This is a genomic window from Pseudarthrobacter sp. 10T415 (assembly GCF_056394175.1).
On the sequence record NZ_JBFTHJ010000002.1, the window covers coordinates 226,026 to 246,108 of the forward strand.

Genomic DNA, 20,083 nt, shown 5'->3' on the forward strand with positions numbered 1-20,083 from the left:
CTGCATCAAACGACATCAAAAGGATGAATCAATGATGAAGCGCGACTCGCACGGATTCAGGCTGGACGCCCTGATGGCCTTGGCGTTGTTAGTCCTGGGAGCTGTGCTCGTTTTCATCGGATGTGGTCTTGTCCTGCAGTGGCAGGAGGCAACGGCCAGGCACCAGAGCACGTCCGCCGAGGACATCCTGGGGGCCGTTGCACTAATTTCGGGCTCGGTGCTTATCGCCTGGTGGTTTCTGTCTCTTGTGGCCGCCGGAGCGGGCGTGCTCCTGGAGCGACACGGAAAGGTCCGTGCAGCTTCGCTGACGCGCAAGCTTTCGCCCGCTTTCATGAGGCGCCTGGTCGTCACGGCGTTCTCATTGCAACTGGTGTCGGGTGCAGCGGCCAACGCCGAAACCTTGGCTTCGGGTCCGCAGTGGGCCCCCACGCAGGAGTACGCCTCGGCTATGGAGGCAACCCCGGACCTGCCGGTCCCGCGCCCGGTACCTTCCACAGGTACGCCAGGCAATCCCATCTGGGACGCCACCTCCACGCAGGCTCCGGCATCGGATGCAGGCCCGGCGGCGGGCCAGCCGGAGCAGACCTTGACGCCGGGATTAGTCCCGACGTCAACGGGACCGGACCAACTTGCCCAGACAACGCACGCTGCTGCCCCAATCACTGCGGACGCAAGCTCCGGCGCCGCGAATCATTCCCAGCTGCAACCCCGATGGCAGCCCCGGACTGCCCCGCTGGTGGATCCAGGGCTGTTGGCCCCGCCCGCCACGCGCGAAGAGGCCACGCCGGGTAGGGGGTCAGATCACACAACAGGAAACGTGGCAGTCCTGGCCGGGGACACCCTGTGGGACATTGTGCGGGGCCAGTTGGGCACCAATGCTTCCGACATTGACGTCGCCCTCGAGTGGCCGAGATGGTACGAAGCCAACAGGGCTGTCATCGGCCAGAACCCGGATGTCCTGCTCCCGGGCCAGGTCCTGCAGCCACCCTCAGCGTCTTAAGCATCCGTAACCATGCCGGTTTGGTGCCGGCACCACAAAAACCAAAGGGGAAAGCAATGCCAGCAGTGACGCCAATCCGCGCCCTCCAAGGAAGAACCGAAAGTAAAGCTGACAAGGGCTTCACCCCGGGCGCAGCCAGCCAGGAGCCGCAGGAACACACGCAGCTGCGACAGGGGCAGCTGCGGGCCCTGGGCCAGGGCCGGCCGGCCCCGCGTTCCGGAGAGCCGGTTCAGCTCCGGGCCGCGGACGAGGAATCGGAAGTCCGGGCCCTTACGCGTGGAACGGTGCAGGCTGCCATGGAAGTGCTGGCCGGGATCCGGCCCGTCCACCAACTGGCCCGCCGGCTTGACCCCCGGTGCCTCGCTGCCCTCCAGCACCGCGCTGCACTGATTCGGCGGGAAATCACCAGGAGCGGAAATCCTGCGCTGGGCCGGCTGCACCGAAACTCCATTGTCCGGTCAGTAAGGATCTGCGAGGTGGCAGAGGGCACCTATGAAGCCAGTGCAGTGGTAGTCGATGACGTCCGTGCGCGGGCCGTCGCCATCCGTCTGGAGCGCAGCAAGAAGGTGTGGCGGGTCACAGAGCTCGTCATTGGATGACCATCCGGCTGGCCACCGGACGAAGAAAAGGGCAGGGCCCCGGGATACTGTCTCCCGCTGGCCCTGCCCTCGCCTTACACGTCGTCGTCCGTGGACTCTGCTTTAGCGCCGCTTCTTCTTAGCCGGACGCTTGGCGGCTTCCTTCGCCGCATCCTGCTCCGCCGCCTTTGCGGGGTTTCCTGAGCGTCCTGAGGAACGGGTTTCCACCCGGGTCTGGGTGCCACCGCTCTCGCTGGGTGCCGTGTACTGCAGCTGCGCAGGCTTTTCGGGGGCTTCCAGGCCGGCAGCCCGGACCTGCGGCTCAACGTGTTCGGTGTGTCCGCCGGCGGCGTCCTCCACCACCACGTCCTGGGCCGGAGTCACTTCGACTTCAAGGTTGAACAGGAACCCGACGCTTTCCTCCCGAATGGCTTCCATCATGCTTTGGAAAAGGGTGAAACCCTCGCGCTGGTACTCCACCAGGGGATCGCGCTGGGCCATGGCACGCAGCCCGATGCCCTCCTTGAGGTAGTCCATCTCGTAGAGGTGTTCCTGCCATTTGCGTCCGATGACTGACAGCACGACGCGGCGTTCCAGTTCCCGCATACTCTCGGAGCCGATGCTTTCCTCCCTCGCCTGGTAGACAAGCCGGGCATCCGAAAGCAGCTCTTCTTTCAGGAACTCCACCGTCAGCCGGGACTTTCCGCCGGCTTCTTCGATGATGTCGTCCGCGCTCACGCTGACTGGGTACAACGTCTTGAGATTGGTCCACAGCTGGTTGAAGTCCCAGTCGTCGCCGTTGCCTTCGGCCGTGGCGTCATCGATGAGGGCCATGATGGTGTCCTCGACAAAGAACTGCACCTTTTCGTGCAGGTCGTCACCCTCGAGGATCCGGCGGCGGTCGCTGTAGATCGCCTCACGCTGGCGGTTCAGGACGTCGTCGTACTTCAGGACGTTCTTTCGCTGCTCAGCGTTGCGGCCCTCCACCTGACCCTGCGCCGAGGCGATGGCGCGGGATACGAGTTTGGATTCGAGGGCCACGTCGTCAGGAACGGAGCTGTTCATGAGGCGTTCTGCAGCGCCGGAGTTGAACAGCCGCATGAGGTCGTCTGTCAGGGAAAGGTAGAACCGGGACTCGCCCGGGTCGCCCTGGCGTCCGGAACGGCCGCGCAGCTGGTTGTCGATGCGGCGGGACTCATGGCGTTCGGTGCCGAGGACATACAGTCCACCGAGGTTGAGGACCTCTTCATGCTCATCCTTGACGGCCTGTTTGGCCGCTTCAAGTGCAGCCGGCCACGCGGACTCGTACTCCTCGGAGTTCTCCTCCGGGTCGAGGCCGCGCTTGGCAAGTTCGGCAACCGCCGTAAACTCGGCGTTGCCGCCCAGCATGATGTCGGTGCCTCGGCCGGCCATGTTGGTGGCCACCGTGACGGCGGCCTTACGGCCGGCCTGCGCAACGATCGCGGCCTCCCGTGCGTGGTTCTTGGCATTCAGGACTTCGTGCCGGATGCCGTCCTTGGCGAGCAGCCGGGAAAGATACTCGCTCTTCTCGACGCTGGTGGTACCCACCAGGACGGGCTGGCCCTTTTCATGGCGTTCGGCAATATCCCGGACGACGGCGTCGAACTTCACTGTTTCGTTCTTGAAAACGAGGTCGGACTGGTCGATGCGCTGCATGTCGCGGTTGGTGGGAATGGCCACGACGCCGAGCTTGTAGGTGCTCATGAACTCGGCCGCTTCGGTCTCAGCGGTACCGGTCATGCCTGAGAGTTTGCCGTACATGCGGAAGTAGTTCTGCAGGGTGACGGTGGCCAGGGTCTGGTTCTCCGCCTTGATCTCGACGCCTTCCTTGGCCTCGATCGCCTGGTGCATGCCCTCGTTGTACCGGCGGCCGGCAAGGATACGGCCGGTGTGCTCGTCAACGATCAGGACTTCGCCGTCCATGATGACGTAGTCCTTGTCCCGCTTGAAGAGTTCCTTGGCCTTGATGGCGTTATTAAGGAAGCCGATGAGTGGCGTATTGGCGGACTCGTACAGGTTGGAGATGCCGAGGTAATCCTCGACCTTCTCGATGCCGCCCTCAAGGACGCCGACGGTGCGCTTCTTTTCATCGACTTCGTAGTCTTTTTCGGGCTGCAGCCGAAGAACGACCTTTGCGAATTCGCTGTACCAGCGGTTTGTGTCGCCCTGGGCGGGTCCCGAGATGATGAGCGGGGTACGGGCCTCGTCAATGAGGATGGAGTCAACTTCATCGACGATGGCGAAGTTGTGTCCACGCTGGACCAGTTCGTTCCGGTCCCAGGCCATGTTGTCGCGCAGGTAGTCGAAACCGAATTCGTTGTTGGTTCCGTAGGTGATATCCGCTGCGTACTGCTCGCGCCGGACCGCAGGGTCCTGGTTGGCAAGGATGCATCCGCTGGTCAGCCCGAGGAAGCGGTAGACGCGGCCCATGAGGTCGGACTGGTATTCGGCGAGGTAGTCGTTCACGGTGACCACATGGACACCCTTGCCGGCGAGGGCATTCAGGTAGGCAGGAGCGGTTGCCACCAGGGTCTTGCCTTCACCGGTCTTCATTTCCGCGATGTTGCCCAGGTGGAGGGCGGCGCCACCCATCAGCTGGACGTCGAAGTGCCGCATTCCCAGGGTGCGCGAAGACGCTTCCCGAACAGCAGCAAAGGCCTCCGGCAGGAGGTTCTCGAGCTTTTCGCCGTCCTGGTGGCGTTCGCGGAGCCGGTCCGTTTCTTCACGGAGCTCGGCGTCGGTAAAGGTCTTGAACGAGTCTTCGAGGGCATTGATGGAGTCGGCATAATTCCGCAGTTGCCGAAGTGTTTTCTTGTCACCCGTGCGGAGAAGTTTTTCGATAAGTGATGCCACGTGAAGATGCTCCCAGTCTCATGCCGCCGAATTCTGGCGTTTTTAGTCTACGGGAGAGACAACCTGCCGGTGCCGGTTTCCCTCAGAGCGGATCGGAGTCCGCGTTGCCGACGGCCCGCGCAAGGTCCGGCGCGAGGTCACCGGACGGCCAGACCTCCACGGACTGGAGGCCCAGCCATTCAGCCATAAGGCGCAGTTCCGCGGCAAGTTCGACGGCGGTGTCCGGCGGGGCGGCCGGCTCGGCGAAGGCGGCCCGGGCCAGCAGTTTTCCGCCTGCGCGGTCGGCCTTCAGGTCCACCCGGGCAACGATGCCGTCCCGGAGGAGGAAGGGAAGGACGTAATAGCCGTGCCGCCGCTTGTGTTCGGGCGTGTAGATCTCAATCCGGTAGTGAAAGCCAAAGAGTTCTTCCAGCCTGCGGCGCTCGAACACCAGCGAATCAAAGGGGCTGAGCAGGGCACGTCCAGTTGCCCGCCGAGGCAGGACAGCATCGGCATGGCGGTAGACATCGCGCTTCCAGCCCGAGACGGTCACCGGTTCCAGCACACCCCGCGACACCAGGCGTTCCACAGACTGCGCCGTTGCGTTGACGGGTGTCCGGAAATAATCGGCAAAACACCGGACAGTTCCGACGCCGTGCGCACGGGCGGCAGCCTCAGTCAGCCGGTCCAGTGCCCCGGCCCGATCTCCGGTTCCCGTGGGGTCCTCCCCCGCGCCAATTCCGGCATGCGGGAGAATCTTCGCCGTGAGGGTGTATTTCCGCTCGAATTGCTCTGTCCGTGCAGCTGCGGAGACGAGCCCCGCTTCAAAGAGGTGTTCCAGGACCCTTTTGACGGCGTTCCAGTTCCAGCCCCAATTGCCTGTTTGCCGTTCTTCCACGTGGCCGATCCGGGCGGTCAGCTCGGATGCGGTCAGGGGACGGCTACCGGCAAGGGTTGCCAGGATCAGCTCCGATATCGCAGCCCGCTGGTCCGGGTCCATGCTTCCGGCACCAACCCACGAACGTTTCTGCCAGAGCAGGAGGTCCGCATAGTGTTCCGGTCGGATGTAGCTGGCCTCGTGTGCCCAGTACTCAACCATCCTGCGCGGGTGGACACCGGACATCCGTTGCAGAATGCTCCGGTCGTAGTTCCCGAGGCGCGAGTAGAAGGGAAGGAAATGGCTCCGCGCCAGGACGTTTACGGAATCGATCTGGACCAGCTGCAAGCGGGCAAAGGTGCGGCCCACCGTCCGTGAAGTTACGGGTCCGGTGGGCCGTCCTTTGTCGAGCCCCTGTGCTGCCAGAGCGATCCGCCGGGCCTGGTTAAGGCTCAGCGAAGCGGGCACCCCAGTCCTCTCTGTTGATTGTTGCTGCCAGCACCCTAAGCGGTTGCCGCGGCATCATCCGAACGGTAGGCGAGGATCTTTTCTTCCACCACGGTGTCTCCGGGTTCGCACTCGTGGTCAAGCGTGATCACACCATAGGTCCAGCCGCGCCGCCGGTACACGACGGACGGGGTATTGGTGGCCTTGTCGACGAACAGATAGAAGTCGTGCCCCACGAGTTCCATGTTGTCCACGGCGTCGTCGAGCGTCAGCGACGCTGCCGGGAAGACCTTCCTGCGGATCAGGACGGGGGAATCGCCTGCCGGGATATCGTTGTCCACGTCGTAGGGAGACCTGTCGGCGGATGACGCGCTGGCCTCGCTCCGGTGGCTGGCCTCCATGTAAAGGGGCTCGTGCGCACTGGCCGGTTCGAGGGACGCGGTTGCTTCCCTCACAGCCTTGGGCGTGTGGCGTCCGTGATGGACCTTCTTCCGGTCCTTGGCCCGGCGCAGGCGTTCAAGCAGCTTGTTGTACGCAAGATCGAAGGCGGCGAACTTGTCGGCAGCGCTGGCTTCGGCGCGGATCACCGGTCCGCGGCCCAGGACTGTCACCTCAACGGTCAACTGGTCGCCTGTTTGCCGGGCATTGGTCTCTTTGGAAACCTTGGCATCGACCCGCTGGACTTTGTCCCCCAACGACTCGATCTTTGAGATCTTCTCCCCGGCATATTCGCGGAACCGGTCTGACACTGTCAGATTTCGTCCGCTGATCATAAACTCCATGGTGCCCTCCAAATGACTTCGGTGACACGACGGCGGCGCTTCCCTGGGCCGATCTGCCTGACAGTCGAGCCCCTCTCCGAGCCGCCATCGAAAGGTACATTCTGTCTTGGTACCCACAACCGACGTTAGTTCATCGTCATCCGTTATTCATCCTTTCCCGGTTTATTTTTTTCTAAGTCGCGGTAGTTTCGCTGCTGGCTTAGGATGGGCCGTCCGGGCCGCCCGAGACCGGCGGACGCGTTGCGGCGAGTACCACCGCCCCTGCCACCCGGGCCCCGTCGCGGTGCAGTGCACGCGCGGCTTCGGACAACGTGGAACCGGTGGTGAGGACGTCGTCGACGATGATGCAGCGCCTCCCGGCCACCCTGCCGCGGGCGCGCCGCCGCACCGTCATGGAGCCCCGGACGCGCCTTGCCCGGTCACCCCTGTCGAGGCCTTTCTGGCCGCCGGCCGGCCGGATACCTCCGGGGGTGGCCTTGGCGAGGACGTCCTGCATAACGGCGCCGGGAAGCTGCCGGACGGCCTCGGCAAGGAGCAGGTGCACGGGGCTGAATCCCCTAGCCAGATAGGCGGCTGAACTGGTGGGAACCGGAACCAGGACATAGGGCCGGCAGTCTCCCGTTGCCGTCCGCACCGCTTCTGCGAGCGCCCTGCCCAGGCACTTCCGGAGCCGGTGCTGGCCGTGGCGCTTATAGGACAGCAAAGCCTGGGCGAGTTCCTCCCTGTAGACGCCGGCTGCAACCACCGGCAGCAGGATCCTTCCGTCCACATCTGTCAGCGCGGGTGCGGCAGCTTCGGCACGGAACGGTTGCGCGGTGAGCCGGCGTACCTGCCGGGAGCAGTGCGGGCAGAGCTGGTGGTCCTCAGCACCGCAGCCCACACAGTCGGCAGGAATCGCCAGAGCCAGAAGGTCTGCCGCGGCTCCTGCCACCTGGTCGCCAAACCGAAGGAGGGCGCTCCGATGTTCTGACCGGTGCCTCGCCACGGGTTGGGACGGGAGGAGGTCAGGGTCTGCCCGGCCACTGCCGGGCATTGATTCGCTGCTCACGGCTCGACGATTCCTGCAGCCGGCAGCAAAGGAAAGCAGCACCAGGGCCTATGTGGACCCAGACCACACCGCGTTACCCATGGGCCTCAGTACCTGCAGCCCCTACCCCGGGTACGAAGGATCGATGGGGCCCTTGATCTGCGGCGACCATCCGTTCCCAAGCCGCTGGAAGATACCCTCTGACGATTGCCCGTAGATCTCCTCCTGCCCGTTTCCTGCGCTGAGCGCCACCAGGCCCGGCCAGGGAGCGAGCTGCTGGGGCTGGCCCGAGGTGAGGGAGAGCAGTTCCGGCGTCACGTTGGCTGCCGCCGCGCCCTTCATGACCACCACCGTAGAGTCGTTGACCCAGGCACCCTGGTCCGGGTTGCTGTCGGTCGCCAGGGTGGTCGGCTGGGTCAGTTCACGGGGTGTCCCGTCACCGCCGCGGATGATCCCGGCGACCTGGACCCGGGTCTTGCCGTTCTGTTCGGAGATGACCAGCGCACGGACGCCTTCCCGGGAAACCCGGAATTCCTTGACGGACCGTCCCGCCAGCCAGGCCGGCGCCAGCGTCACCGACGGAACCGAAGCCCCTTCAGCGACTCCGGTGGGGCGGAAGGCCACCACTTCGGTGGCCCCGTTTCCCCCGGGCCCGGCCGACCATACCCAGTCGTTGAGGCTGAAGGAGGGCCGGCTCAGTGTGCTCCGGGTCGTCAGGGCGCGGGCCGGCTGGCCCGGGTTGATGCTGTACAGGGTTGTTCGGCTCTCATTGAGGAAGGCAGCGGTCTGCGAGACCGGAGATTCCGCAGGAAACCGTGGGTCCAGGGCGGAGACGGGCTGCATATCCGGAAGAGGCGAAATCCTGTTGTTTTCGTACCGCACCAGTTCATTGCCGCTGACGGCGATCTGGCGCGAGGGGGCGCTCTTGTCCTGGACCGGCGGGAGGACCGAGCCGTTGTCCTCCACCCTCACCAGGTCCTGGTTGGCCCGCAGCTCGACATTCACGACGTCGGGCTGGCTGCGGAACGTCAGGGTGAGCTGCATCTGCATCCGAAGGCGGTCCTCCGGGGATGTCTCAGTGAGTTCCTTGGCCGTCAGGTCCACCTGTGCGGCTCCCGAGACTACGGGAACGGACTCACGGGCGAGCTTGATGCCAGACGGGAAGGCGCTGGCCACCGCGCCGCGAAGGTAGGGGGCCGGCCCCGCCAGCAGGGCACTTGTCATGGCCTTGACCGTCTTGTTCCTGATGAACCAGCGGACGTCGGGGACGGCGTAAGTGAACGTGGGGTCGTAGAAGTAGATGGGATAGGCGCCGTAGATCACCTTGAACGTTTCCTCGGCGATGGCGGTCCCGTCCGGTATTGCAGAGATACGCCATTCCCCGTCCACCTGGGTAACGGTGACGGGGATCCGTTCCACGGTGCCTTCCGGGGACTGGGTGGTGATCCCGTCGGCGTCGACGGTGTAGGCCACATCCAATTCATAGTTGTAGACGTTTTCGGTGCCTGTGGCCACCACGCGCGCGTCCCGGTATACGAGGGCACGCTGGTCCGGCTTCCAGGACACGGACGAGGCCTGCGTGAGGTACTGGCGGGCCACGGCGTAGTCGTCCTCGTAGCCGCTGCCGGCGCGGTAGAAGTAGTCGATAATGGTTTCCGGTGATGCGCCCGGTTGCGGTGCAGCCGGGAGGAAGACCGGCGCGTTCAGGTTGCCGGCGCTGCCTTCGCTGCTCTTGCCGACCGGTCCCGAGATGGGGATCCGGGCGCAGCCTGCCAGCACCACAACCAGCAGAGCCAGCAGGAAAGCACCGAGCTGTGCCGGACGGCCGCGGCCGGTCATGGGTTCTCCTTCGTCGTCGGCACCGGCGCCAACCGCGCCGCTCCGGTTTCCAGGACCAGGATGTTCCTGGTGTCGGGTTCCCGGGGAACGCTGCCCGGTTCGCCAGTGGTGATGTTGTCTTCGGGTTCGAGCTGCACGGGCGAGTTGCCGATCTCTTCGCCTTGGCGCAGCGGCAGGGTGAGCCGGAAGTTTGCCCCGCTGCCTTTCCTCCCCCATGCCTGCAGCCAGCCGTTGTGGAGCTTGGTGTCCTCCGCGGCAATGGACAGTCCCAGGCCGCTGCCGCCGGTGGTCCGGGCGCGGGCAGGGTCCGCGCGCCAGAACCGGTCAAAGACCCGGGCCGCCTCAGCCGGTTCCATGCCGATGCCATGGTCACGGACAGCGATGCCGACGGCGGTTTCGCTGGCTGCCACAGTGACGGTCACCGGCCTGCCCTCACCGTGTTCGACGGCGTTCAGGATCAGGTTCCGCAGGATCCTGTCGATCCGGCGCGCGTCCATGTCCACAACGATGGCCCCGGCTGGTGCACTCAGAACGATCTCTGAGCCGTATTCCGCGGCTACGGGCGACGCGCCCTCGATAACGTGCGCGATGACGTGGAGGATGTCTTCCGGTTCGGCATCCAGCACGGCCACACCGGCGTCGAAGCGGGAGATCTCCAGCAGGTCCGAGAGCAGCGACTGAAACCGCTCCACCTGGTTGTAGAGCAACTCGGCAGACCGCTTGTTAATGGGGTCGAAATCGTCACGGGCGTCGTACAGTACCTCGGCCGCCATCCTGACGGTGGTCAAGGGAGTGCGCAGTTCGTGGGACACGTCGGACACAAAACGCTGCTGCATCTGCGAGAGTGTGGCGAGCTGGGTGATTTGCTCCTGCAGGCTGGCAGCCATGTGGTTGAACGAGGCGCCCAACCGGGCCACCTCGTCCTCGCCGCGGACCACCATGCGTTCCTGCAATTGCCCGGCGGCCAGTTTCTCCGACACCATCGCTGCGTGGCTGACCGGGCTGACCACGTTGCGGGTGACGTACCAGGCCACCGCACCGATCAGGAGAACCAGCACTGCGCCGCCGGCCCAGAGGACGCTTTGGATCTCGTCCAGGGTCTGCTGCGCCGTGTTGAGGTCATAAATCAGATACAGCTCATAAACGGTGCCGTTGAAGGTCACCTTGTTACCGACGGCGATGCCTGGCCGGTCCTCGGTGCCCACAGGGATCACGGTGGACGCCCAGTACTGGTCCTTGCCGGATTCCTGGACCGCCTTGCGGAGCTCCGGGGGGATGACACTGACAGTCAGCTGGTCAGAGGCCCGGGATTCCACCCAGCGGTTCCGTGGCTTGGTCTGCTCCGGCATGGCTTCGAAGACATAGCGCCGCTGGATCACCGAGCCACGGCCTTCCACCGCGTTCAGGGTGTCGTAGACCAGCGTGATGACGCTTGACTGGTCGGTGACCTGGGCGCCGTCGAACGTCTCCTGGACCTGCTTGACGTTGTACCGGGTTTCCGATTCGGCCTGTGTCAGCCGTTCCTGGAAGAGATTGTTGGCAATCTGGTTCGACAGGTAGGCGCCAACGACGGCGAACGACGTGACGGCCAGAAGCAGGGTGGTGAGGACAGTCCTGAACTGCAGGGACCGGCGCCAACGCTTTCGCAGGGTGCGTCCAACGTAGCGCAGGGCCGGCAGGAAACGGAGGATTCCCGTTTTGACGAGCCTGGCCACCCTGAGACTGACAATGACGGCCCGCCGCTGCCAGATTCTCGCGCGAAAGGCGAACTGCCTGAATCCGGGGCTGATGGCGTCGGTGTGCTCCGGCGCCTGGTGGTGCTGCGCTGCTTGGTGCGGCTGCAGTTCCGGGTGTGGCTGTGCCACGGCATGCTGTTCCGTATCCGCTGCTTCTCCGGGGGTGGCCTGCGCGGGGACGCCGGACCGGCGTTCCCCGTCGGAGGAAGCGGGGTCAGGCCCCTGCTTTGTAGCCGACACCACGCACCGTCAATACAACTTCCGGAGCTTCCGGGTCCTGCTCGATCTTGGACCGCAGGCGCTGGACATGGACGTTGACCAGGCGGGTATCTGCCGCGTGGCGGTAACCCCATACCTGTTCAAGCAGCAGTTCACGGGTGAATACCTGCCACGGCTTGCGGGCAAGGGCAACCAGGAGGTCGAACTCCAGCGGCGTCAGGGAGATGCGTTCGCTCCCGCGGCTTACCGTGTGCCCTGCAACGTCAATGGTGATGTCCGCGATCCGCAGGGTTTCGGGTGCCTTCTGGTCTCCCGGGCGGAGCCTTGCCCGCACCCGTGCCACAAGTTCGGCGGGTTTGAACGGTTTTGGCACGTAGTCGTCGGCACCGGATTCAAGGCCACGGACGACGTCGGACGTGTCCGCCTTAGCGGTGAGCATGACGATGGGCACGTCCGACTCAGCGCGGACCTGCCGGCAGACCTCGATGCCGTCCACCCCGGGGAGCATAAGGTCCAGCAGGACCAGGTCCGGCCGCGATGACCGGAAGATGTCAAGCGCCTGGGCGCCGTCCGCGCAGAAGAGGGGTTCAAAGCCGTCGTTGCGAAGAACAATTCCAATCATTTCGGCCAGCGCTTCGTCATCGTCAACCACCAGAATGCGTGCCTTCATAGTTATATATTCCCTTATCAGCGGGGCTTTGTCCTGTTGAGCGGCTTCGGCATGGCGGAACGCTAGGACGTCCGACGCCGGAACTATAGGCTGGGACCGTGCCGGACCTTCCCGGCGGCTTACGGCTCTCAGGGCCCGGCCGCGGGACAAGGGTGCGGCGGGAATGGGGGAAGGAAGAGCGTGGCAGGACAGGATTCAGGCCGGGAGGAACCGGCCGGAGCGGAGCAGCCCTCCGACGGTTCCCGGGAACCGTGGCCAGGCCAAAGCCAGCACGGCAGCACCGGGAACCAGCGGAGCCGTGGCGATGACGGATGGGTGGCTCCGAACCGGGAAACTGCCGGCGAAGGCAAGGGGACGTGGGATGGCACCCCGTCGTGGGGTCCCCCCGGGCCATGGTCCCAGCACCCGGGCGGCAGCCCAGACCAACCAGGCCAAGCCCAGCCGGGGCCGGGCCAGCCGCCGTACGGACAGCAGGCCCCGTACGGACAGCAGGCCCCGTGGAACGGTCCCCCGCCGGCTTACCCGGGCGCAGCTTATCCGCAGCAGCCCTACGGAACGCCCTATTCACCCGGCTCCGGGAACCAGTACGGCAACCAGTTTGGGAGCCCCTACGGACAGCCCCGCTATGTTGCCCCGCCTAAGCCCGGCATCGTTCCGCTGCGGCCACTGATGTTCGGCGAAATCCTTGACGGCTCCTTCCAGGCCATCCGCCGGAACCCGAAAGCCATGCTGGGTGCCGCCCTGCTGGCGCAATCGCTCTCGGCGATACTCGCCGCCGTCGTCACGGCCGTGTCCGCCACATCTGCCGGCTCCATCGAAGCCTGGGTGGAGGGCGCCAGCCCCGCGGACTTGGCCGGAGTGGGATTCGGCTTCGCCGGCGCCATCCTGGTGGCCAGTATCCTGACGCTCGTTATTTCTTCGGTGCTGCAGGGCGCCATGGTGGTGCCGGTGGCCCGCTCGATCCTCAACAGGCCCACAGGGTTCCGCCAGATGTGGGCCCTCGCCAAGTCCAGGGCCGGTGCGCTGATTGGCCTCGCTGCGCTGCTGGTGGCAGCCGTGCTGCTTGCTTTCGTGATATTCGGTGGCGTGGCGTTCGCGCTCATCGCCGGCACCGACCGGGCAGCCGGGGCGCTGTTCCTGATTCCCCTTGTCCCTGCCTTCATTGCAGTGTTTGCCTGGATTGCCATCAAGGTCATGGTGGCCCCGGCCGCGGTGGTCATCGAGGAAGTGGGTCCGATCGCCGCCCTCCGCCGGTCCTGGCAACTGACCCGCGCCAACTGGTGGCGGATCTTCGGAATGACCCTGGTGGTAAGTCTTCTTGTGGGCGTGATCAGCCAGGTGGTGATGATCCCGGTCAGCCTGCTGACCAGTTTCCTCGGCACCGTGGTCTCACCCCACGGCGGATCGGGACAGGACGCGGGGATGGCGGTGGCTATAGGGATCGCCACCGCTGTCCTCGGCGCCTTGGTGGGCGCGCTGGGTTACGCGTTCCAAACGTCGGTGATGGCCTTGCTGTACATGGACCTCCGCATGCGGAAGGACGGCTTGGACATCACACTCCTCCGCCTGCTCGAGACGGGCGCTGATCCCGACGGCGTTCCAGGCCGGGGTGCGGCATTCACCGCACCGGGCCACGGTTCCCAGGGACCGACCGGAAGTGCATGGCCGGATGTCCGCTGAACCCCCGGTGCTTCCCGACGCGGACCAGGCACGCAGGTGGGCCGCGGAGGAGCTGGCAAAGCCTGAGTACCGGGACGTTGAGCCGTCCTGGCTGGAGACCGCGTGGCGGAACTTCCTCGAGTGGCTGGGTTCCCTGGACGGGCCCTCGGGTCCTGACGGGTCGGTTCCCACCCCGGTCATAGGCATCGTTATCGTCCTGGTCCTGGCCGCGGCCATTGTCCTGGCCCGCCCACGGCTCAACCCGGCCGACCGGAAGCCGAAGGATGTCTTTGGTGCTGACAGCACCCTCAGTTCCACGGACTACCGCCAGCGCGCCACTGAGGCCGCTGCCGCCGGAAAGTGGGGCGACGCCGTCGTCGACCGTTTCCGTGCCCTGGTGCGCTCCGCCGAGGACAGGGCCGTCATCGATCCGCAGCCGGGCCGGACCGCAGATGAAACCGCACGCGAACTCTCCGTGCCGTTCAGTGCCGAGGCGCAGCGGCTGGCCCAGGCAGCCGCTGCCTTCGACGCGGTCCGCTACGGCAACAGGCCTGCCGGCAGCGCGGAGTACCAGGACATGGTCCTGCTCGACGACGCCCTGGCGGCAGCCAAACCCGAACGGCCCCTGGACCGGCACCAGCCGGCGGTCCTGCCGTGACCGGACACGCGACGGAGGCTGCCCGGCAAGCGGGCCCGGAACAAGCTACCCGCCCGTCCTTCCGGGCCCGGCTGCGCCGCCACCGGGGACTGGCCGCATTCGGCGCGCTGGTCGCCGTCGGGCTTGGCCTGGTGATCTGGGCCCAGCTGGCGCCCAAGGGAGACGTCGTCCCGCTGTCCGTGAGTAATGCCGGTCCCGGCGGCGCCCGTGCCGTCGCCCAAATCCTTGGCGACCACGGCGTGAAGGTCCACGACGTCCGGAACTACGACGCTGCAATGGCTGCCCTGGACGGCAGTTCATCCCCCACCCTCCTGCTTTACGACCGGAACGGAGCCCTGGACGGGCAGCGCCTCCGTGACCTCGCGGACTCAAGTGCCCGGGTAGTGGTGGTCTCACCACGCCTCGAGACGCTCCGCGCCCTGGACAGTGACATCCGGCAGGCAGGCGTTGTGCCGGACGGCACGCCCGCGCTGGACCCCGGCTGCTCCCTCCCGGATGCGCGGGCGGCAGGCCAGGTCAGCGGCGGGTCAGGATTTGTGTACGACGGCGGGACCACCTGTTTCCGCCCGTCCGGCTCGGCCGCCGGGGTGCTTGCGGCCGGCGCCGACGGCAGGCTGGTGGTCCTCGGCAGCACCGCAGTCCTGGGAAACGAGCGGCTGGACGAACTGGGAAATGCCGCCCTCGGGCTGCGGCTGCTGGGTGGCTCGCTTGACCTGGTGTGGTACCTGCCGTCGCTGGAGGACATGGACCTCACAGGCTCGCCGCGGACCCTCGACGAGTTGGCACCGGACTGGGTGCGCTTCCTGGGCCCATGGCTGGTTGTCGTAGCCCTCGCCGCCATCGCCTGGCGCGGCCGGAGGCACGGGCCGCTGGTCTTCGAGCCCCTTCCCGTAGTGGTCAAGGCGGTGGAGACTGCCGAGGGCCGTGCCCGGCTTTACCACGACTACCGGGCGATGGATCAGGCCCGGGACAACCTGCGCGCGGGCACGTTGTCCCGGCTTGCGGCAACCCTCCGGCTTGGTCCAGGAGCCACCGCAGAGGCGATCGGTGATGCCGCGGCACGGCAGTTGGGTAAGCCGGCGTCCACGGTCAACGACCTGGTCAATGAACATCCCCGCAGCGAGGCCCGCCTGGTGGCCTGGGCCCGGGAACTGCACACCCTGGAGAAAGAGGTCAAAAGACGATGAGTGAACATGGCAGCGGCCAGCAGGTCCTTGACCCGATGGAGCACGATTCCGCCCGGCAGGCGCTCCTGGATGTACGGCATGAAGTGGCCAAAGCCGTGGTGGGACAGGACGCTACCGTCACCGGCCTGCTGATAGCCCTGCTGTCGCAAGGCCATGTCCTCTTAGAGGGGGTGCCCGGCGTCGCCAAGACCCTGCTGGTGCGGGCACTGTCCGCGGCACTGGACCTGGAAACCAAGCGGGTCCAGTTCACGCCGGACCTCATGCCCGGCGACGTGACAGGGTCGCTGGTCTACGATTCCCACACGTCCGAATTCACGTTCCGGGAGGGGCCGGTCTTCACCAACCTGCTGCTGGCCGACGAAATCAACAGGACCCCGCCCAAGACGCAGGCCTCGCTGCTCGAAGCCATGGAGGAACGCCAGGTCTCGGTGGACGGGGAGCCCCGCCCGTTGCCGTCGCCCTTCCTGGTTGCCGCCACGCAGAACCCGGTGGAGTACGAGGGAACCTATCCCCTGCCGGAGGCGCAGCTGGACCGGTTCCTGCTCAAGCTCACCATGCCGTTGCCGGAGCGCGGAGACGAGATGGAAGTCATCAGGCGCCACGCGGCGGGTTTCGACCCCCGGGACCTGGCAGCGGCGGGTGTGCGTCCCGTAGCGGATGCCCGTGACCTGGAGCGGGCCAGGCAGGCAGTGGCCACCGTGGACGTAACCCCCGAAATCATCGGATACATCGTTGACCTCGTGCGGGCTACCCGGACTGCCCCGTCCTTCCTGCTGGGTGTGTCGCCGCGCGGGGCGACAGCCCTGCTGAACACGTCCCGGGCCTGGGCATGGCTGTCCGGCCGGACGTTCGTCACGCCGGACGACGTCAAGGCGCTCGCCCTCCCCTGCCTGCGGCACCGGGTGGCCTTGCAGCCGGAAGCACAGATGGACGGGGTGCAGGTGGATGATGTGCTGGGCAGCATCCTGGCGTCGGTCCCCGTTCCGCGCTGATGGCCATTTCCGGGCGTTTCGTCCTCCTGGTACTGCTGGGGCTGGTACCGGTCCTGCTGCTGCCGGGGTGGGGCTCGTTCTTCGCCGTGGCCGCTGTGCTTGCAGCCGTTGCAGGCGCTGACCTTGCCTTGGCCGGATCGCCCCGCTTGCTGCAGCTGGTCCGCAGCGGGCCCGTCAACGTTGCCCTCAACGCGCCGGTGCACGCCGCGCTCACCATCCATAACAACGGACGGCGCCGCGTGCGCGGCAGTTTCCGCGACGCCTGGCAGCCTTCGGCCGGGGCGGCCAACCCAATCCAGCTGGTGGACGTGCCCGCGGGCGAAAGCCGGCGTGCCGCCGTCGTGCTCCGGCCCGTCCGGCGCGGCGACCTGAAATCGCCGCATGTCACCTTCCGTTCCTTCGGCCCCATGAGGCTTGCCGCCCGGCAGCGGAGCGTCATTTCGGCCGGGTCGATCCGGGTGCTTCCGCCGTTCAATTCGCGGCGGCACCTGCCCTCGAAGCTGCAGAAACTCCGCGAGCTCGACGGCAAGGCGGCGGTCCAGATCCGCGGCGCCGGCACCGAGTTCGACTCCCTGCGCGACTACGTCCGGGGCGACGACGTCCGCTCCATTGACTGGCGGGCAACGGCGCGGCGCTCCGCCGTGGTGGTGCGGACCTGGCGTCCCGAACGGGACCGCCGCGTGGTGATGGTGCTGGACACTTCCCGCACCGCGGCGGCAAGGATCGACGACGAGACGCGGCTGGACAGCGGCCTGGAAGCTGCCCTGCTGCTTGGCATCCTCGCCGAGCGCGGCGGAGACCGGGTGGACTTCCTCGCTTTCGACCGCAGGGCACGCGCCCGGGCTGGCACCGCGGGCAAGGGCAACCTGCTGGGACGGCTTGTCCAGGCCATGGCACCGCTGGAACCGGAACTCATCGAGATGGACTGGGCTGCCGTTCCCGCCGAGGTACGGGCGGTAACTGCCCACCGCTCCCTGGTAGTACTGCTCACCAGCCTCGACGGAGGCGCACCGGAGGAAGGCCTCATTCCCGCGGCGGCGCAGCTGGCCGCACAGCACGTGGTGGTGGTGGCCGCGGTGCGTGACCCCCAACTGGGCGCCATGTTGGCCGAACGCAGCGATGCTGCAGGAGTCTTCAGGGCAGCTGCCGCCGAACGTGCACTCCTCCAGCGTGCCGCCGTCAGCGCTGAACTCCGCCGTTTTGGCGTGGAGGTGGTGGATGCCGAGCCGCACCAGCTGCCACCCGGGCTGGCCGACATGTACATCCGGCTCAAGGCTGCCGGTAGATTGTGAATCCAGCGCCGCAATCCAGCAGGAGGTCCCCATGAACGCACCGATCTATCAGCAGGCCCTGGGCGCGGACTTCAGCCGGCTCCAGCCGGAACTCCAGGAGTACTTTTCCCTGGTGCCCGGCTCGGGGCGGTACGGCGTGGGCGAGGGAACGTTCGACGTCGTGGGCTGCCGCCAATCCTGGCTGCGCCCACTCATGCGGCTTACCAGCAGCGAAGAGGCGTTCTTTCCGGAGTACGGCGAGAATGTCCCGTTCAGGATCGAGAACCACGCCCACCTCGATCCCTTCGGCCGTTCCAGCCTGACGGCACGGCGGGAGATCCGCTTTACGGGCCGCACCCGGATGTTCCAGGACACCACCAGCGTCAACCAGCGGAGCGAAGGGCAGGAGCAGGGCGAGGGGAAGGGGCCGCACGGCGGAACCCCCTTGGTGGACTACGTGGGACGGTACCGGCGGATGGTCACCGACCTGAACCTCAGTGTGACCCCGGAGGGCAGGCTGCGCGGCGTATCCGAGGCCTCCCGCCTGTTCCTCGGGCCGCTGCGCATTCCCCTGCCGTCCGCGCTCGACGCCAAAGCCTACGCCGAGCAATGGTGGGATCCCGCCGAGGGCCCCGCCGGCAGGCACCGCATCCAGGTCAAGGTCATCCAGCCGCAGATCGGCTTGGTGCTGGTGTACGCCGGCAGCTTCGATTACCGGCTGCGGCCTTACACCGGGGGCAGCTCCGCCCAGAGTTTCCTGCCGCGGTACGCCCAGCCTGACCGGTGGGAAAACCGAACCTAAGCGTCCTGGCCGGCCTAGCCGAGGGCCTGCTGGTTCAGCCCGTCGGCCACCTTGGTCAGCTGGCCCAGGAGTTCCTGTGCCCGGGACGGGGTGACGGCGGCCAGCCCGGATGAGGGTGTGATCCGGACGCTGCTGATGGCGGCGGCAGGAAGACCAAGCTGCCGCCACGGGCGCCATATGGCGTCAACGCAGTCAGCGGTCTTCGTCCGTGCAGTGCCGGCCACGTCCAGCGCGCCGATCCAGAGCCGCTTCCCCGCTTCAGAGGCGCCCGCCAGCTGTTCCCACTGGCGGGTGGTCAGCGCCTTGAGCGGCACGGCAATACCGTCCGCACCGGCCGCGAGGATCTGTTCGAACGGCGCCTCCACCTCAGGTACCGCAATAACAGTTTCCATGGCGCCGGCATCGCGTAATGCATCGAGGACCAGGCGCCACGACTCCCGGGCTTCGGAACCCGCCACCGCGCGGAGGGTACGGTAGCCGCTGGCCGTGGGGATGGTGCCGGCCAGGACCGCAGCAATGTCCGGTTCGTCCAGCTGGACAACCAGCTGGGCTCCGGGCACGGCGGCCGCCACCCTGCCGAGGTAGCTTCCCACGCCGGCAGCCAGCGACGCCGCGAGGTCCCGCCGGGCACCATAGTCGATCAAGGCACGCTCACCGTTATGCAGGTGCAGTCCCGCGGCCAGGCTCATCGGGCCGACCAGCTGAATCTTGATTTCCGGGGCAGGGCTGTCTTCTGCGCCCGCCACATCGGCCAGGATGTTGATGTCCGTGGACAATGCCGAGGCCGCGCGGCGGTAATCCTTGCCCGGCCGGTCCACCAGGCGCCAGCCGAAGGGCTGCACATCGACGGCGAGCTCTTCAAGGAGGGACGCGGTGCGCCCCAATGCGTCGGAGCCGACGCCGCGGGCCGGGAGTTCCGGGAGGAACGGCAGGTGCGGGCTGCCGAGTTCGCCGCGGATGATCCGCATTGCTTCGTAGGGGTCGTCACCGGGCCACTGCCCGAGTGCCGTGGCGGTCACTTCCGTGGGCAGGAGCTGTTCCGGCGCCGGAGCGGAAACCCCTGGGTGTTGGGCGGTCACGCTCGCGTCGGCGCCTGCGCCTGCCGGCCAGTCGCCGCCTGGTGGTCCTCGGCAATGGCTTCGTGGTGCCGGATCACTTCGCCAATGATGAAGTTAAGGAACTTCTCGGCGAACGCCGGATCCAGGTGAGCGTCCTCGGCGAGCCTCCGCAGCCTTGCGATCTGCGCCGATTCCCGCCCGGGATCGCCCGCAGGCAGGCGGTGGTTGGCTTTGAGGAATCCGACTTTCTGCGTTGCCTTGAACCGCTCGGCCAGCAGGTACACCAGGGTCGCATCGATGTTGTCGATGCTGGAGCGGATTGACAGCAGTTCAGCCATCACCGACTGGTCGACCTGCCCGGCCAGCGAACTGGCTGCGGGGTCGAAATCGTCGGAATCGGAAGAATGGAGGTTGTGCTGCGTCATGCA

17 protein-coding genes are annotated in these 20,083 nt (G+C 66.3%); 8 read left to right on the forward strand and 9 right to left on the reverse strand.

Annotated elements, in window-relative coordinates:
• Positions 1–31 precede the first annotated feature (31 nt).
• On the forward strand, positions 32–1,000 hold the full coding sequence (locus AC1DBN_RS03865) for a LysM peptidoglycan-binding domain-containing protein (protein WP_477722589.1): 969 nt from the start codon (positions 32–34) through the stop codon (positions 998–1,000).
• 56 nt (positions 1,001–1,056) lie between these two features.
• The gene (locus tag AC1DBN_RS03870; RefSeq protein WP_477722590.1) at positions 1,057–1,599 is read left to right on the forward strand and encodes an Rv3235 family protein; all 543 of its coding nucleotides are present in this window, start codon (positions 1,057–1,059) and stop codon (positions 1,597–1,599) included.
• Between the two features lie 102 nt (positions 1,600–1,701).
• Here the strand turns inward: AC1DBN_RS03870 and secA are convergent, their stop codons facing one another.
• The 7 genes from secA to mtrA form a co-directional block, all read right to left on the reverse strand.
• Positions 1,702–4,452, reverse strand: coding sequence for a preprotein translocase subunit SecA (gene secA / locus AC1DBN_RS03875; protein ID WP_477722591.1), 2,751 nt, complete (start codon positions 4,450–4,452; stop codon positions 1,702–1,704).
• A gap of 82 nt (positions 4,453–4,534) precedes the next feature.
• Positions 4,535–5,776: a winged helix-turn-helix domain-containing protein gene (locus AC1DBN_RS03880; protein ID WP_091721453.1), complete on the reverse strand. Its 1,242-nt coding sequence runs from the start codon at positions 5,774–5,776 to the stop codon at positions 4,535–4,537.
• A 35-nt stretch (positions 5,777–5,811) separates the two neighbouring features.
• Positions 5,812–6,537 (reverse strand): ribosome hibernation-promoting factor, HPF/YfiA family, encoded by a 726-nt coding sequence (gene hpf, locus AC1DBN_RS03885; protein ID WP_015937616.1) that lies wholly within the window; start codon positions 6,535–6,537, stop codon positions 5,812–5,814.
• A 199-nt stretch (positions 6,538–6,736) separates the two neighbouring features.
• Positions 6,737–7,585: a ComF family protein gene (locus AC1DBN_RS03890; RefSeq protein WP_477722592.1), complete on the reverse strand. Its 849-nt coding sequence runs from the start codon at positions 7,583–7,585 to the stop codon at positions 6,737–6,739.
• A gap of 102 nt (positions 7,586–7,687) precedes the next feature.
• Positions 7,688–9,403, reverse strand: coding sequence for an LpqB family beta-propeller domain-containing protein (locus AC1DBN_RS03895; RefSeq protein ID WP_091721458.1), 1,716 nt, complete (start codon positions 9,401–9,403; stop codon positions 7,688–7,690).
• Positions 9,400–11,193 (reverse strand): MtrAB system histidine kinase MtrB, encoded by a 1,794-nt coding sequence (gene mtrB, locus AC1DBN_RS03900; protein ID WP_477722728.1) that lies wholly within the window; start codon positions 11,191–11,193, stop codon positions 9,400–9,402. Before mtrB ends, AC1DBN_RS03895 begins: the two co-directional genes overlap by 4 nt.
• Before the next feature lie 160 nt (positions 11,194–11,353).
• Positions 11,354–12,028 (reverse strand): MtrAB system response regulator MtrA, encoded by a 675-nt coding sequence (gene mtrA / locus AC1DBN_RS03905; protein WP_477722593.1) that lies wholly within the window; start codon positions 12,026–12,028, stop codon positions 11,354–11,356.
• Positions 12,029–12,208: 180 nt separating this feature from the next.
• On the opposite strand from mtrA, the gene AC1DBN_RS03910 reads away from it, so the two are divergent.
• Genes AC1DBN_RS03910 through AC1DBN_RS03935 form a run of 6 tightly spaced genes read left to right on the forward strand, consistent with a single transcriptional unit; the run spans position 12,209 to position 18,597 of the window.
• Positions 12,209–13,708 carry a DUF7847 domain-containing protein gene (locus AC1DBN_RS03910; RefSeq protein WP_477722594.1) on the forward strand — a complete coding sequence of 500 codons (1,500 nt, stop codon included), beginning with the start codon at positions 12,209–12,211 and terminating at the stop codon, positions 13,706–13,708.
• On the forward strand, positions 13,698–14,345 hold the full coding sequence (locus AC1DBN_RS03915; RefSeq protein ID WP_477722595.1) for a DUF4129 domain-containing protein: 648 nt from the start codon (positions 13,698–13,700) through the stop codon (positions 14,343–14,345). Before AC1DBN_RS03910 ends, AC1DBN_RS03915 begins: the two co-directional genes overlap by 11 nt.
• Positions 14,342–15,532, forward strand: coding sequence for a DUF4350 domain-containing protein (locus AC1DBN_RS03920; protein ID WP_477722596.1), 1,191 nt, complete (start codon positions 14,342–14,344; stop codon positions 15,530–15,532). Before AC1DBN_RS03915 ends, AC1DBN_RS03920 begins: the two co-directional genes overlap by 4 nt.
• Positions 15,529–16,524 carry an AAA family ATPase gene (locus AC1DBN_RS03925; protein WP_477722597.1) on the forward strand — a complete coding sequence of 332 codons (996 nt, stop codon included), beginning with the start codon at positions 15,529–15,531 and terminating at the stop codon, positions 16,522–16,524. Before AC1DBN_RS03920 ends, AC1DBN_RS03925 begins: the two co-directional genes overlap by 4 nt.
• On the forward strand, positions 16,524–17,816 hold the full coding sequence (locus AC1DBN_RS03930) for a DUF58 domain-containing protein (RefSeq protein ID WP_477722598.1): 1,293 nt from the start codon (positions 16,524–16,526) through the stop codon (positions 17,814–17,816). Before AC1DBN_RS03925 ends, AC1DBN_RS03930 begins: the two co-directional genes overlap by 1 nt.
• Positions 17,817–17,847: 31 nt before the next feature.
• Positions 17,848–18,597, forward strand: coding sequence for a DUF4166 domain-containing protein (locus AC1DBN_RS03935; protein ID WP_477722599.1), 750 nt, complete (start codon positions 17,848–17,850; stop codon positions 18,595–18,597).
• A gap of 14 nt (positions 18,598–18,611) precedes the next feature.
• Here AC1DBN_RS03935 and AC1DBN_RS03940 read toward each other — a convergent pair whose 3' ends face one another.
• Together AC1DBN_RS03940 and AC1DBN_RS03945 are read right to left on the reverse strand one after the other, a co-directional pair.
• On the reverse strand, positions 18,612–19,676 hold the full coding sequence (locus tag AC1DBN_RS03940; protein WP_314213731.1) for a uroporphyrinogen decarboxylase/cobalamine-independent methonine synthase family protein: 1,065 nt from the start codon (positions 19,674–19,676) through the stop codon (positions 18,612–18,614).
• Positions 19,673–20,080, reverse strand: coding sequence for a chorismate mutase (locus tag AC1DBN_RS03945; protein ID WP_314213733.1), 408 nt, complete (start codon positions 20,078–20,080; stop codon positions 19,673–19,675). The genes AC1DBN_RS03940 and AC1DBN_RS03945 overlap by 4 nt, the downstream gene beginning before the upstream one ends.
• Between the last annotated feature and the right edge of the window lie 3 nt (positions 20,081–20,083).